At 72.2% G+C, this 14,473-nt stretch carries 12 protein-coding genes; 6 read left to right on the forward strand and 6 right to left on the reverse strand.

The features are described from left to right. Positions 1-15: 15 nt before the first annotated feature. The 4 genes from pta to ACO229_RS18230 all read left to right on the forward strand — a co-directional run bounded on the left by pta (position 16) and on the right by ACO229_RS18230 (position 5,110). Positions 16-2,115 (forward strand): phosphate acetyltransferase, encoded by a 2,100-nt coding sequence (pta, locus tag ACO229_RS18215; protein ID WP_423462400.1) that lies wholly within the window; start codon positions 16-18, stop codon positions 2,113-2,115. Beyond that, positions 2,112-3,350, forward strand: a complete 1,239-nt coding sequence (locus tag ACO229_RS18220) for an acetate/propionate family kinase (protein ID WP_423462401.1) — start codon at positions 2,112-2,114, stop codon at positions 3,348-3,350. Before pta ends, ACO229_RS18220 begins: the two co-directional genes overlap by 4 nt. Positions 3,351-3,396: 46 nt before the next feature. After that, positions 3,397-4,368 (forward strand): DUF4031 domain-containing protein, encoded by a 972-nt coding sequence (locus ACO229_RS18225; RefSeq protein WP_423462402.1) that lies wholly within the window; start codon positions 3,397-3,399, stop codon positions 4,366-4,368. Positions 4,369-4,486: 118 nt separating this feature from the next. Beyond that, positions 4,487-5,110: a SanA/YdcF family protein gene (locus ACO229_RS18230; protein WP_423462403.1), complete on the forward strand. Its 624-nt coding sequence runs from the start codon at positions 4,487-4,489 to the stop codon at positions 5,108-5,110. A 4-nt stretch (positions 5,111-5,114) separates the two neighbouring features. On the opposite strand, the gene ACO229_RS18235 is transcribed toward ACO229_RS18230, so the two are convergent. The 4 genes from ACO229_RS18235 to ACO229_RS18250 form a co-directional block, all read right to left on the reverse strand. Beyond that, entirely contained in the window at positions 5,115-5,597 is a 483-nt protein-coding gene (locus tag ACO229_RS18235) for a hotdog fold domain-containing protein (protein WP_397410367.1), read from the reverse strand. Positions 5,598-5,628: 31 nt separating this feature from the next. Further along, positions 5,629-7,263 carry a succinic semialdehyde dehydrogenase gene (locus ACO229_RS18240; protein WP_397431737.1) on the reverse strand — a complete coding sequence of 545 codons (1,635 nt, stop codon included), beginning with the start codon at positions 7,261-7,263 and terminating at the stop codon, positions 5,629-5,631. 113 nt (positions 7,264-7,376) lie between these two features. Next, positions 7,377-7,856: a GNAT family acetyltransferase gene (locus tag ACO229_RS18245; RefSeq protein WP_423462404.1), complete on the reverse strand. Its 480-nt coding sequence runs from the start codon at positions 7,854-7,856 to the stop codon at positions 7,377-7,379. Continuing rightward, the gene (locus ACO229_RS18250; protein ID WP_397410361.1) at positions 7,853-8,977 is read right to left on the reverse strand and encodes a GuaB3 family IMP dehydrogenase-related protein; all 1,125 of its coding nucleotides are present in this window, start codon (positions 8,975-8,977) and stop codon (positions 7,853-7,855) included. The genes ACO229_RS18245 and ACO229_RS18250 overlap by 4 nt, the downstream gene beginning before the upstream one ends. Positions 8,978-9,150: 173 nt before the next feature. On the opposite strand from ACO229_RS18250, the gene ACO229_RS18255 reads away from it, so the two are divergent. Further along, the gene (locus tag ACO229_RS18255; RefSeq protein ID WP_397410359.1) at positions 9,151-9,873 is read left to right on the forward strand and encodes an exonuclease domain-containing protein; all 723 of its coding nucleotides are present in this window, start codon (positions 9,151-9,153) and stop codon (positions 9,871-9,873) included. Positions 9,874-9,904: 31 nt separating this feature from the next. Here the strand turns inward: ACO229_RS18255 and ACO229_RS18260 are convergent, their stop codons facing one another. Beyond that, positions 9,905-10,543, reverse strand: a complete 639-nt coding sequence (locus tag ACO229_RS18260; RefSeq protein WP_423462405.1) for a Rid family hydrolase — start codon at positions 10,541-10,543, stop codon at positions 9,905-9,907. A 351-nt stretch (positions 10,544-10,894) separates the two neighbouring features. Between ACO229_RS18260 and ACO229_RS18265 the strand changes: the two genes are divergently transcribed. Next, the gene (locus ACO229_RS18265) at positions 10,895-12,508 is read left to right on the forward strand and encodes an FAD-dependent oxidoreductase (protein ID WP_423462406.1); all 1,614 of its coding nucleotides are present in this window, start codon (positions 10,895-10,897) and stop codon (positions 12,506-12,508) included. 448 nt (positions 12,509-12,956) lie between these two features. Here the strand turns inward: ACO229_RS18265 and guaB are convergent, their stop codons facing one another. After that, the gene (guaB, locus tag ACO229_RS18270; protein ID WP_397410354.1) at positions 12,957-14,471 is read right to left on the reverse strand and encodes an IMP dehydrogenase; all 1,515 of its coding nucleotides are present in this window, start codon (positions 14,469-14,471) and stop codon (positions 12,957-12,959) included. Positions 14,472-14,473 lie beyond the last annotated feature (2 nt).

A 14,473-nucleotide genomic window follows, 5' to 3' on the forward strand; every position in this document is an offset into this window, starting at 1 on the left:
AACACGGAGCAGCACGTGACCGGCGCAACCCGCAGCATCGTCATCGCGAGCCCGGAGGGCGAGAGCGGAAAGTCGACGGTCGCGCTCGGCGTGCTCGACCTGCTGGTCCGCAAGGGCCAGCGGGTCGGGGTCTACCGGCCCGTCTCGCGCGCGACCTCCGACCGGGAGGACGAGCGGGACCACGTCCTGGAGCTCCTCCTGGAGCACGACGGCGTCGACATCCCCTACGACGACGCCGTCGGCGTGACCTACGCCGACCTGCACACCGACCCCGAGGCGGCGCTGAGCCGCATCGTGTCCCGGTACCACGACCTGGCGGCGCGCTGCGACTCGGTGGTGGTGCTCGGCACCGACTACACCGACGTCGCCGGGCCCACCGAGCTGTCGTTCAACGCCCGCATCGCCGCGAATCTGGGTGCCCCGGTGCTGCTGGTCGTCGCGGGCCGCGAGCGCACCCCGGACGGCGTGCGGGCGCTGGTGGACGTGAGCCTGGCCGAGCTGGCCGCGCACCACGCCCAGGCGGTCGGCCTGGTGGTCAACCGCGCGGACACGCACAGCGCGCGGGAGGTGCGGGCCGTGCTCGCCGAGGCGCAGCCGGACCTTCCGGTGTGGACCATCCCCGAGGAGCCGTTCCTGCAGGCCCCGACGGTGGGCCAGCTCCTGGAGGCGGTGGACGGCAAGCTCGTCCTGGGCGACCCGGAGCTGCTGGGCCGCGAGGCGCTCGACGTGCAGGTGGGGGCCATGAGCTTCGAGCACCTGCTGGAGCGGCTGATCGACGGCGCGGTCGTCATCACGCCGGGCGACCGCACGGACCTGCTGATCGGCCTGCTCGCGACGCACATGACCCCGTCGTTCCCGTCCCTGGCGGGGATCGTGCTGAACGGCGGGTTCTACCCGGAGGGCCGCCCGGCGCAGCTCCTGGAGGCGATGCGTCCCAAGCTGCCGATCATCACCACCGACCTGGGGACCTACCGGACGGCGCGGGCCGCCGCGACGACCCGCGGCAGGGTGGACAAGGAGTCGGTGCGCAAGGTGGAGACCGCCCGGGCGCTGTTCGAGCGGAACGTCGACTCCACCGCGCTGGCCGCCCGCCTCGACCTGCCGCGGCCGCAGGTGGTCACGCCGCTCATGTTCGAGTACCAGCTCATCGAGCGGGCCCGTGCCGACCGGCGGCACATCGTGCTCCCGGAGGGCTCCGACGACCGCATCCTGCGCGCGGCCTCCACGGTGCTGGCGCGGCAGATCGCGGACCTGACGATCCTCGGCGACGAGGAGCCGATCCGGGCGCGCGCCGCCGAGCTCGGCCTGGACATCGAGGCCGCGCGGGTGCTGTCGCCGCACGACCCCGAGCACGTCGAGAAGTTCTCCGCGGAGTACGCCCGGCTGCGCGCCCACAAGGGCATGACGGTCGAGCGGGCGCGCGAGATCGTCACCGACGTCTCCTACTTCGGCACGATGATGGTGCACCTCGGGCTCGCCGACGGCATGGTCTCCGGCGCGGCCCACTCGACGGCGCACACGATCCGGCCGTCGTTCGAGATCATCAAGACCAGGCCGGGTACGTCGTCGGTCTCCTCGGTGTTCTTCATGTGCCTGGAGGACCGCGTGCTCGTGTACGGCGACTGCGCCGTCATCCCGGACCCGACGTCGCAGGAGCTCGCCGACATCGCCATCTCCTCGGCGGCCACCGCCCGCCAGTTCGGCGTGGACCCGCGGATCGCGATGCTGTCCTACTCCACGGGCGAGTCGGGCACGGGCGCCGACGTGGACAAGGTCCGCACCGCCACGGGCCTGGTGCGCGAGCGCACGCCCGAGCTGGAGGTCGAGGGCCCCATCCAGTACGACGCCGCCGTGGACGCCTCGGTCGCCGCGTCCAAGCTGCCCGGGTCCGACGTCGCCGGGCGCGCCACCGTGTTCGTCTTCCCCGACCTGAACACCGGCAACAACACGTACAAGGCGGTGCAGCGCTCGGCGGGCGCCGTCGCCGTCGGCCCGGTGCTGCAGGGCCTGAACAAGCCGGTCAACGACCTGTCGCGCGGGGCGCTGGTGCAGGACATCGTGAACACCGTGGCGATCACCGCCATCCAGGCCCAGACCGAGGAGCCCACCGCATGAGCAGTTCCGCACCCGACCGGCGCACCGTCCTGGTGCTCAACTCCGGGTCCTCGTCGCTCAAGTACCAGCTCGTCGACCCCGACTCGGGCGAGGCCGTGGCAGGCGGCATCGTGGACCGGATCGGCCAGTCGTCGGGCACGGTCAAGCACGAGACGGGCGGCGAGAAGGTCGTGCGCGACCTGGCGGTGCCGGACCACGGCGAGGCACTGCGGGTGGTCGCCGGCATGTTCGACGAGGTGGGGCCAGCACTGGCCGACGCGGGGATCATCGCCGTGGGCCACCGGGTGGTGCACGGCGGCGAGATCTTCTCCGCCCCCACGCTGGTAGACGACGACGTCGTGGCCGGCATCCGCGACCTGATCCCCCTGGCGCCGTTGCACAACCCCGCGAACGTGACCGGGATCGAGGTGGCGCGCGAGCTGTTGCACGTGCCGCACGTCGCGGTGTTCGACACGGCGTTCTTCGCGTCGCTCCCGGCCGCCGCCTCGACGTACGCGCTGGACCGCAAGGTCGCGGCCGAGCACGGCGTGCGGCGGTACGGCTTCCACGGCACGTCGCACCAGTTCGTGTCGGCGGCGGTGGCGTCGCACCCTGCGGTGACGGCCAAGCTGGCGGCCGAGGGGCGCGGACCCGAGACGCTGCGGCAGGTGGTGCTGCACCTGGGCAACGGAGCGTCGGCGTCGGCCATCCTGGGCGGCCGGCCGCTCGACACCTCGATGGGCCTCACGCCGCTCGAAGGGCTGGTCATGGGCACCCGCTCGGGCGACATCGACCCGGGCGTCGTCTTCCACCTCGTACGTGGCGGCATGTCCGGGGACGACGTGGACACCCTGCTCAACAAGAAGTCGGGCGTGCTCGGGCTGTCCGGCGTGAGCGACATGCGTGAGCTGCGCCGGCTCGTGGCGGCCGGTGACCTCGACGCGCGGCTGGCACGCGACGTCTACCTCCACCGGCTGCGCAAGTACGTGGGGGCCTACGCGGCGGTGCTCGGCGGGATCGACGTGCTCACGTTCACCGCCGGCGTGGGCGAGAACGACCACACCGTCCGGTCGGGGGTGGTGCGGGACCTGAAGTTCCTGGGGCTGACGATCGACCCGGCGGCCAACGAGTCGGCGTCGGACGAGGCGCGGGTGATCTCGGCCGGATCGGGTGCGGAGGCGCCGCTGGTGATGGTGGTGCCGACCAACGAGGAGCTGGCGATCGCGCGGTTCGCGGCGGCGCTGGTCGAGGGCTGACGCCCCGGCTGATCGGCTGGGCCACGAACAGCGTTAGCCTCGCCCCGTGACCCTCTACATCGACCCGCCCGCCTGGCCCGCCCACGGGACCCTGTTCTCCCACCTGGTCTCGGACGGGTCGCTGCGTGAGCTCCGCCTCTTCGCGCGGGCGGCCGAGGTACCGGACCGTGCCCTCGACCTCGACCACTACGACGTCCCGGCGGCGCGGTACGACGACCTGGTCGCTGCCGGTGCGGTGCCCGTCGAGGGCGGCGACCTGGCCCGGCGGCTGGCATCCTCGGGCCTGCGGGTCTCGGGCGCCGAGCGCGGTCGCGCCAAGCGGGCGGCGCTCCTGACCCGGTGGGACGGGCTGTGGGCCGACCCGAGCCTGGCCCGCGCGGCGGGCGAGAACCTGGTGGACCGCTGGCGCGAGCCGCACCGTGTCTACCACTCGACACTGCACCTGGCCGTGGCGCTCGACGCCCTGGACCAGATCGCGCCCGCCCACGGCGTCGCCGAGCGCGACCTCTGGCGCGCCCGCCTCGCCCTGTGGTTCCACGACGCGGTGCACGACGGAGGCCGGGGTCCCCGCGAGGTACCGCAGCGCAGCGAGGACACCTCGCGGGGTGAGGGCGGAATCGCCCGGCAGGACGAGGAACGGTCCGCGGACCTGGTGGCCGAGCTGCTCGGCCCGCTCGCGGGCACCGGTGTCTCGGCCGACGACGTCGACGAGGTCGCCCGGCTCGTCATGGTCACGGCGGACCACGACCCGGCGCCCGACGACGCCGTCGGAGGCCTGGTCAGCGACGCCGACCTGGCCGTGCTGGGCGGCAGCCCCGCGGTCTACGCGCGCTACACCCACCAGGTCCGCGCGGAGTACTGCGACGTACCCGACCCGCTGTTCCGCGCCGGCCGGTCCCAGGTGCTCAGCACCCTCCTGGCGGACGGCCACCTCTTCCGCACCGCTGCGGGCGCCGCCCGCTGGGAGGACGCCGCCGCGGCCAACCTGCGCTCCGAGCTGGCCCTGCTGGCCGCCTGAGGGTGGTCGGCACGATGTCAGGTGATCGGCACCTCGGGCGGCCGATCACCTGACATCGTGCCGACCAGCCGCAGGGCGCGCGCTCTGGGCCCGCTCCGGACGCGGTAGCGTTCGCGGCGTGAGTCCACTCAAGGTCGCCGGCCTGGTCGCCGGGGTGCTGGCCGTCGCCTTCACCGTCCCCGTCGTCGCAGTTCAGGCCACCGGCCACGCCCGGGTGCGCAACGACGCGAGCGAGATCGAGAAGGCGGACGCCGTCATCGTGCTCGGCGCCGGCCTCCGCTCCGACGGCACGCCGTCCACCTACCTGCGGCGTCGTGTCGAGGGCGGGGCCGAGCTCTACCGCGCGGGCGTGGCACCCACCGTGATCCTGAGCGGCGACGCGCACGACAACCCGGACGGCACTCGGTACGACGAGCCCGGTTCGATGCGCGCCTGGCTCCTGGACAACGACCTCGGCGTGCCCGACGACGCGATCGTGCTGGACCGCGAGGGCTTCAACACGACGGCGACGTGCCGACGGGCGCACGACCTGTTCGGGGTGCGCACCGCAGTCGTCGTCACGCAGGACTACCACCTGCGCCGCACCCTCTACTCCTGCGTCGAGGCCGGGCTGGACGCCGTCGGGGTGGGCGTGAGCGCCGCGAGCGTGCAGCCGGCGCAGTGGGCCTGGTGGCACGTGCGTGAGCTGCCCGCGAGCTGGAAGGCCGCGGTCCGCTCCCTGGGCCGACGCCGCCCCCGCTGACAGGTCAGCGCTTCTTCGGCGTGACCCACAGGTGGATGGTGCCCTCGACCACGACCGTCCCGTCCGCGAGCACACCGCGTACCCGCACCGGCAGGTCCTTGTCGTCGCCGTCCCACTGCGCCTGGTCGGTCTCGGCGATGCACGTGACGTCGCCGGTCGACTTCGCGAGGTAGGAGACCTCCATACCCTTGGGCAGCCACCGCTTGTCGTCGGGCACCGTGGCCTCGGCGAGCGAGCCCATCGCCATCTCCAGCCCGTTGCAGACCGCGATCGCGTGCACCGTGCCGATGTGGTTGCGGTTGCGCCACCGGTTCGGGACCACCACCTCGCCGTAGTTCGGCCGCATGTCCACCACGCGCGGGGCGATGGTGCCGAAGTACGGGGCCTTGAGACCGTAGGCCAGGCTGAAGATCCGCTTGCCGAGGAGCCCGCCGACCAGCGGCAGCGAGTTCGCGGTCTTCCAGAAGGCGGCCAGCTGCGTCGTCATGCGGACGAGCGTACCGGTGAAGACCGTTCACTCACCCCATGCGCAGCTTGCGCATCGCGGTCAGGGCCGTCGTGAGCACCCGGCTCGGCGTGTCCCCGCCGAGCCCGTACAGGGCGTCGAGCGTCGCGCCGAACCGGACGCCGCGCGCCGTCACCACGGTCTGCTGCCGCGTGAGCCCGTCGATCGACGCCGCCCCGTGCCGGCCGCCCAGCCCGGACGCCTTCCAGCCACCGATCGGCGCCGCCACGGAGCCCCACGTCATCGTGTACCCGTCGTTGACCGCCACCGACCCGCACTCGATGCGCTCCGCCAGACGACGCGCCCGGCCGACGTCGCGGGACCACACGGCCGCGTGCAGGCCGTACTCGGTGTCGTTCATGACCGTGACCGCGTCCTCGTCGCAGTCGACACGCGTGATCGTGACGACGGGCCCGAACGTCTCCTCCCGCGCGACCGTCGCCTGCGCGGGAACGTCGTCGAGCACGGTCGGGGCGTAGAAGTAGGGGCCGACGTCGGCGCGGTGCACCCCGCCGGCGAGCACCCGCGCTCCGCGGGCCAGCGCGTCGTCGACGTGGGCGGTCACCTTGTCGAGCTGCGCGGCCGACGTCAGCGAGCCGACGTCCGCGGTGTAGTCGAGGGCCGGTCCGAGCCGCAAATTCCGCACGGCACGCACGAACTTCGCGACGAACTCGTCGGCGATCGCCTCGTGCACCACGAGGCGTTCGACGGACACGCACAGCTGACCCGCGTTCGAGAAGCAGGCCCGCACAATGCCCGGCACCACGGTGTCGATGTCGACGTCGTCGGCCACGTACAGGGCGTTCTTGCCACCCAGCTCCAGCGTGGCGCCGATGAGGCGCTCGCCCGCCCGCGCCGCGACCTTGCGCCCCGTGGCCGTCGAGCCCGTGAACGCGATGTGGTCGACGTGCTCGATCAGCTCCTCGCCGACCTCGCGACCGCCCGCGACCACCTGGAACAGCCCCGCGGGCAGCCCGGCGTCGTCCAGCGCCTCCGCCGCCCAGAGCGCGGTGAGCGTGGCCTGGGGATCCGGCTTGAGCACCACCGCGTTGCCGGCCAGGAGCGCGGGCAGCGCCTCCGCGAGCGCGAGCACCAGCGGGTAGTTCCACGGCGCGATCGCGCCGACCACGCCGACGGGCCTCCGGTGCACGCGGGCGCCCGCGAGCAGGGGGATCATGCCGCCGGCGCGCCGTGCGGCCAGGTACCGCTCGCCGCGCACGGCGTAGTGCCGGGCGACCTGGGCGACGTCCGCGACCTCCTCGAAGGCAGCGCGGCGGGCCTTGCCCGTCTCGAGCTGGACGAGGTCGAGGGCCTCGGACTGGCGCTCCAGGACGATCCGTCCGAGCCGCTGGAGCACCCCGGCACGCTCGCGGACCGGGCGGCGTGCCCAGCCCCGCTGCGCGACGCGCGCCCGGACGACGGACGCCGCGACGTCCTCGGCCGAGGAGACCGGGAACGTCACGAGCGGCGCACCCGTGAACGGGCACATGGACCGGTGCGTGCCGGATCCCTCGGAGGTGGCGATCCGAGCCACGAGGGGGGCCATCACCCCGGGCTCGAGGACGAAGGTCCCCTGCGGGTGCTCCGGGTCGAGCACGCCGCCGACCGCACCACTAGCCGCTGCTTCGGCTGCTGCGTCGTCGATCATGGCGGCCACCCTACGCGCAAAACCCTGCACCACGTATTGATAGGTGTGTGAAACTGACTTTCAGAGCGGTTGATCCCGGTGAGTGCAACCGCGCGCCGATCCGCACTGCGAAATCAGCGGGGTTCGACCCATCGGCCCAGCACCGTGCACTCCTGGTCGGCGTAGCCCAGGCGCTCGTAGAAGCCCAGCACACCGGTGTTGGTGGTCCGCACCATGAGCTGGATCTTGCGTGCCCCTCGTGCGACCAGCCACGCCTCGGCGGCCACCACGGCCGCCCGGCCCAGACCCGATCCCTGCAGGTCAGGAGCCACCGCCACGTAGTACAGCCAGCCCCGGTGACCGTCGTGCCCCGCCATCGCGGAGGCGACCACGCGGCCGCCCGCCCGTGCGATCAGGACGGTGGACGCGGCACCGGCCCGGGCCTCCGCGATGTCGACGTGCGGGTCGTTCCAGGGCCGGGTCAGCCCGCAGGCCTGCCACAGCTCGACGACCTGGTCGACGTCGGCATCGGTGATCTCGACGAACTCGCCGTCGGCAGCGGGGGCCGCGGCGAGGACGGGCGCGAGCCGCTCGCCGTCGGACACGGTGCTCATCGTGGCTGGTAGGGCGACACGACGACCTCGACCCGCTGGAACTCCTTGAGGTCGGAGTAGCCGGTCGTGGCCATGGCCCGGCGCAGGGCGCCGACCAGGTTCAGGGTGCCGTCGGCCTGCTTGCCCGGCCCGAAGAGGATCTCCTCCAGCGTGCCGACCGTGCCCACCTCGACGCGCTCACCGCGCGGGAGCTGCGGGTGGTGCGCCTCGGGACCCCAGTGGAAGCCCTTGCCCGGCGCCTCCGCGGCGCGGGCGAGCGCGGCACCGAGCATGACGGCGTCCGCACCGCAGGCCACGGCCTTGACGATGTCGCCCGAGTGGCCCACCCCGCCGTCGGCGATGACGTGCACGTACCGGCCGCCCGACTCGTCGAGGTAGTCGCGGCGCGCCGCGGCCACGTCGGCCACCGAGGTGGCCATGGGCGCGTGGATGCCGAGACTGACGCGCGTCGTGTGCGCGGCGCCACCGCCGAACCCGACGAGCACGCCGGCCGCACCGGTGCGCATCAGGTGCAGGGCGGCCGTGTACGTCGACGCACCACCGACGACGACGGGCACGTCCAGCTCGTAGATGAACCGCTTCAGGTTGAGCGGCTCGGCGTTGCCCGACACGTGCTCGGCCGAGACCGTGGTGCCGCGGATGACGAACAGGTCGACGCCGGCGTCGACCACCGTCTTGTAGAACTCCTGCGTGCGCTGCGGGGTGAGCGCGCCGGCGACGGTGACGCCGGCGGACCGGATCTCCTTGAGCCGCTGCGTGATCAGCTCGGGCTTGATGGGCTCGGCGTAGATCTCCTGCATCCGGTGCGTCGCCTCGCCGGCCGGCAGGGCGGCGATCTCGGCCAGCAGCGGCTCGGGCGACTCGTACCGGGTCCACAGACCCTCCAGGTCGAGCACGCCGAGACCACCGAACCGGCCCAGCGCGACGGCGCTGTCCGGGGTCATCACGGAGTCCATCGGCGCCGCCACGATCGGCAGGTCGAAGTGGTAGGCGTCGATCTGCCAGCCGACCGAGACGTCCTTCGGGTCGCGCGTGCGCCGGGACGGCACCACCGCGATGTCGTCGAAGGAATAGGCGCGCCGCCCGCGCTTGCCGCGTCCGATCTCGATCTCGTTGCTCACCCGCCAAGCCTACCTATCGCCGGTGACACGGCGCGCAGTGGTCCGTGATGTGCGCGGGTGTCGTGAGCCGCGGTGTCAGTGAGCGGTGGCAAGGTTCTCCGTGGACGCACCAGGGATGCGGGCGCGGCTGGACGAGTGTGGCCCGGAAACCCGGGACGAGCAGGGAGGACACCATGAACGAGACCTGGATCGACAGGCCGCTGCTGGGCTTCGACACCGAGACCACGGGCGTGGACGTCACGGGCGACCGGATCGTCACCGCGGCTCTCGTGCTGCGCAGGCCCGGGGTGGGCACCGACGTCCGCACCTGGCTGATCGATCCGGGTGTCGAGATCCCGCAGGAGGCCGCTGCCATCCACGGCATCTCGACGGAGCATGCCCGGGCCCACGGCGTCCGGCCGCTGGAGGCGCTGGAGGAGATCGCCGCCCAGCTCGCCGAGCACCTGGCCGACGGTGTGCCCGTCGTGGCCTACAACGCGGCGTTCGACCTCTCGCTGCTCGACGCGGAGCTCGTGCGCCACGGGCTCAAGACCCTCCCCCAGCGCCTGGGACACCCGGTGGAGCCGGTCGTGGACCCGCTGGTCATCGACCGGTGGCTCGACCGTTACCGCCCGGGCAAGCGCCGCCTGGGCGACCTTTCGCAGTGGTACGGCGTGGTCTCCGACGGCGACCTGCACACCGCCGAGGTCGACGTGCTCGCGACGCTGGACGTCCTGGAGGCGCTGGCACGCCGGTTCCCCCAGCTGGGCCGCATGTCACTGGCCGACCTGCACCGGCAGCAGATCGGCGCGCACCGGCAGTGGGCCGTGAGCTTCAACGAGTGGCGCCGCGAGCAGGGGCTGGAGGGCCCTGGCGCGTCCGGGGCATGGCCGGTGCAGCACGCCTCAGGCGTCTGACCGGCCGGCCCGGACGCACCGGAGACAGGGTTCAGCGCTGGTAGACGGCGTCGACCTCCACCTCGACCAGCCATCCGTCCACCGGAAGGTTCTCGACCTCCAGCGCGAAGCGGGACGGACGGGCGTCGTTGACCACCATCGGCTCGGTCGTCGCCGAGCCGAGCTGGACGTCGAGCACCTCGCCGGTGGCCAGGTTCGTGTTGGCGAAGAACTGCCGGTAGGCCCGGTTCCAGCCGGCGAAGTCCATCTGCTCCTCACCGTCGGGGTTCTGCAGGAAGACCCGCATGGAGACGACGTCGTCGTACCCGAGCCCCGCCCGCTCGAGGTTCTCGCCGATGCGGGTGAGCGCGTTGATGCCCTGGGCCTCGGTGAGGGTCACGCCGTCGGGCAGCTCGCCGCCCGGGAAGACGTCGGTCGGGATGTAGCGCTCCTCCGGCGAGGCGCCCGGCGCCGTGTTGCGCGCGGCGGGCCCGAGCCCCGAGGACTTGTACCAGGAGACGTGCTTGCCGATGGCCACGCCGTCGGCGATGAGCGGGGTGTCCCCGGTGACGAACGAGTGGGCCCGGTGCGGATCGGGCCGGAAGACGTGCGCGGCGGCGAAGGCGGTGCCGGGCACGGCGACCGCCGCGGTCACGGCGACGGCAACGGCGAGCTTCGTGCGGTTCCTCATGGACGCTCCTCCAGCTTTCCGGCCGGGCGCCAGGACGGCGTCCGGTACAGCCACCCAGCGTCCGGCGCCAGGTGGCGCGTGACGCTAGCCATCGGGCGTTACCGACGAATGACCGTCCTGGGTCGGCTCGGGAAAGGCTCGGACGCCGCGCCCGAATCGTTCCTGCACAGACGCTGACCTGCGGCGGGACCCCGAAACCACATGGTTACGCCGTGCAACTGCACAGAAACGGTGGCGACTCCCGGCGGTGACCGACGCTCTCTAGCGTCCGGCACGGTGCTGACGGCGGCTCCCGGCTTCCCGGCCGAGTTCCGCAGCGCGTCAGGCCTGTCGACACGAGAGGTAGGGACCGTGGTCACCGAGAAGAGCACCCCAGGAGTCTCCCGCCGCAACTTCCTCCAGGCCGTCGGCGCGGGGTCCAGCGCCGGCGTCATGTTCGCGACGATGGGCGCCATGGGCCTGGCCCCGACCGCTGCCGCCCAGCCGAGGGCGCAGTCCTGGACTCCCCCGCAGGGCAGCGACTTCACGCTCACCGGCCGCTCCGCGAAGAAGGTGGTCGTCGTCGGCGCCGGACCCGCGGGCCTCACCACGGCGTACGAGCTGCAGAAGGCCGGCTACCAGGTCACGGTGCTGGAGGCCCGGCACCGGCCGGGCGGGCGCACCCTCACCATCCGTGGTGGCGACTCCGAGACCGACCTGAACGGTGTCACGCAGACCGCCCGGTTCGCCGACGGCATCTACCTCAACGCCGGCGCGGCCCGCATCGCGCAGTGGATGGTCACGATGGACTACCTGCGCGAGCTGGGCGTGCCGTACGAGGTCTTCACCAACGCGAACGCCGACGCCTACATCTACAACGAACGATCCGGCGCGACGCCCGGCAACCCGGTCCGCTACCGCACCGCCAAGGCCGACGTCTTCGGCTACACCTCCGAGCTGCTGCACCACGCCACCGACCAGGGCGCCCTGGACCAGCGCCTGACCGAGGAGGACAAGGAGAACCTGCGCACCTTCCTGCGCAGCTGGGGTTCGCTCGGTTCGGACGGCACCTACGCCGGCGGGAGCAACCGTGGCTTCGAGGTCTACCCGTCGGCGTGGAACGAGCACGGCACACCGCTGCCGGGCCCCGGGACCGTCGCCGAGGTGCTGGCCTCGAAGGTGGGCCAGTACTTCCCGTTCGAGATCAACTGGGAGCAGTCGATGCTCATGTTCCAGCCGAAGGGCGGCATGGACACGATCTACCGGTACTTCGTCCGGGCGATCGGCGAGCACAACGTGCGGTTCCACTCCCCTGTCACGGGTGTCGAGAACACCAGCCGCGGAGCCCGGGTCACCTACACCGCACCGAACGGCCGGGAGCGCCAGATCGAGGCGGACTTCGTGGTCGCCGCGGCACCGGCCGGCCTGATGCGACGCTGGACCACCAACTGGGGTCCGGAGGTCGACGCGGCGCTCGGTGAGTTCGCCGTGGGCACCCCGGCCGGCAAGATCGGCCTGCAGTACCGGTCCCGGTTCTGGGAGGACGACCACCGGATCTTCGGCGGGATCACCGAGACCGACATGGACCTCGCCCACCTCTGGTACCCGTCCTACGGGTACGGCGAGCGCAAGGGGCTGATCGTCGGCTACTACAACACCGGCGCGAACGCACGCACCTACGCCGACATGACCCCACGTCAGCGCGAGCTGCGAGCCGTCGAGCAGGGCGTGAAGATCCACGGGGAGAAGTACCGCACCGAGCTGGACACCTCCTTCTCGATCGCCTGGCACAAGGTGCCCTACATCGAAGGGGCCTGGGCGTTCCCGAACACCACGTCGGCCGGCTTCCGCCTGCTGCAGCAGGGGGCGGGGAACGTGTACTTCGCGGGCGACTGGATGTCCGAGATCTCGGCGTGGCAGCACGGCGCGTTCTGGTCCGCCCGCTACGCGGTGCAGACCCTGCACGCCCGCGTCATGTCGAGCTGACCCGGACCGGGCCCCGCCGAACTCGGACGTCGGCCCCGGGCACGGGCACGGGCACGGACGGCACGAGCACGGGCACGGGCACGGGCACGGGCACGGGCACGGGCACGGGCACGAGCACGAAAAGTGCGCTTCTACCCAGTCATCGGGCCCAGATCCAGTTCGAAATCTGGGCCCGATGACTGGGTAGAAGCGCACTTCGTGGTGCGGCGCTGTGCGGCGCCCCGCTGTGCGACGCAAAGCTGCGCGCCTCGGCTCGCTGCGGCCCGGCCCGGCTCGACTCGCCCCGCTTCGGCTAGCTTCGACTCGCCCCGCTCGGCAAGCTTCGGCCAGCCCCGCTTCGGCTCGGTGCGACGAGCCTGGACTCGGCGCGACGAGCCTCGACACGGCTAGGTGCAAGCCAAGCCCGGCCAGCCGCGCCAGCGACTACCGCTCCGCCGGCACCCGCCCGCTAGAAGCCCGAGTAGTTCGGCGCCTCGACCGTCATCTGCACGTCGTGCGGGTGGCTCTCCTTGAGCGACGCCGACGTGATGCGCACGAACCGGCCGTTGGCCTGCAGCTCGGGCACCGTCCGCGCGCCGGTGTAGAACATCGTCTGGTGCAGACCGCCGATGAGCTGGTGCGCCACGGTGGCCAGCGGGCCCTTGTAGGCGACCTGGCCCTCGATGCCCTCGGGCACGATCTTGTCGTCGCTGGTGACCTCGGCCTGGAAGTACCGGTCCTTCGAGTACGACTTCTTGCCGCGCGAGGACATGGCGCCCATCGAACCCATGCCGCGATAGGTCTTGAACTGCTTGCCGTTGACGAGCACCAGGTCACCCGGCGTCTCCTCGCAGCCCGCGAACAGCGAGCCGAGCATCACGCTGTCGGCTCCGGCCACGAGGGCCTTGCCGATCTCGCCAGAGTGCTTGAGGCCGCCGTCGGCGATCACGGGGACACCCGCGGGCTTGGCCGCGAGCGACGCCTCGTAGACCGCGGTGATCTGCGGGACGCCCACGCCGGTCACGACGCGGGTGGTGCAGATGGAGCCCGGCCCGACGCCGACCTTCACGGCGTCGGCCCCGGCGTCGACGAACGCCTGCGCGCCCTGGCGGGTGGCGACGTTGCCGCCGATCACCTGGACGTCCTTGGTGGCCGGGTCGGTCTTGAGGCGCTTGACCATGTCGATCAGCATGCGGACGTTGCCGTGCGCGGTGTCGGCCACGAGCACGTCCACGCCCGCCTCGATCAGGGCGGTGGCGCGCTGCCACGCGTCGCCGAAGTAGCCGATCGCGGCGCCGACCATGAGGCGGCCCTGGCCGTCCTTGGACGAGTCCGGGAACTGCTCCGACTTGACGAAGTCCTTGACGGTGATGAGCCCCGTGATGCGGCCGTCGGGGTCGATCAGCGGGAGCCGCTCCAGCTTGTGCTTGCGCAGCAGCAGCGTGGCGTCGTCCCGCGAGATGCCCGCCGGGCCCGTGATCAGCGGCTGCGGCGTCATCACCTCGTCCACCTTGGTGGTGGCCCACTCGGCGACGGGCGTGAAGCGCAGGTCACGGTTGGTGACCATGCCGATGAGCTTGTTGTCGGAGTCCACCACCGGGAAGCCGGAGATCCGGAACTGGCCCGCGAGGGTGTCGAGCTCCTCGAGCGTGGCGTCCGGGCCGATGGTGACCGGGTTGGTGATGATGCCGGTCTGCGTCCGCTTCACGAGGTCGACCTGGTAAGCCTGGTCCTCGATGGAGAGGTTGCGGTGCAGCACCCCCAGGCCGCCCTGACGCGCCATGGCGATCGCCATGGCCGACTCGGTGACCGTGTCCATCGCCGCGGAGAGCAGCGGGATCTTGAGCGAGATCTCGCGCGTGAGGCGAGACGTCGTGTCGATGTCCGACGGCGCCAGGTCGGAGTAACCCGGCAGCAGCAGGACGTCGTCATAGGTGAGCCCGAGGAAACCGAACGGGTCGCCCGGCGAGGTCTGGTCCGTCATGC

This window comes from Promicromonospora sp. MS192 (genome assembly GCF_049532985.1).
In the GTDB taxonomy this organism is placed as follows: domain Bacteria; phylum Actinomycetota; class Actinomycetes; order Actinomycetales; family Cellulomonadaceae; genus Promicromonospora.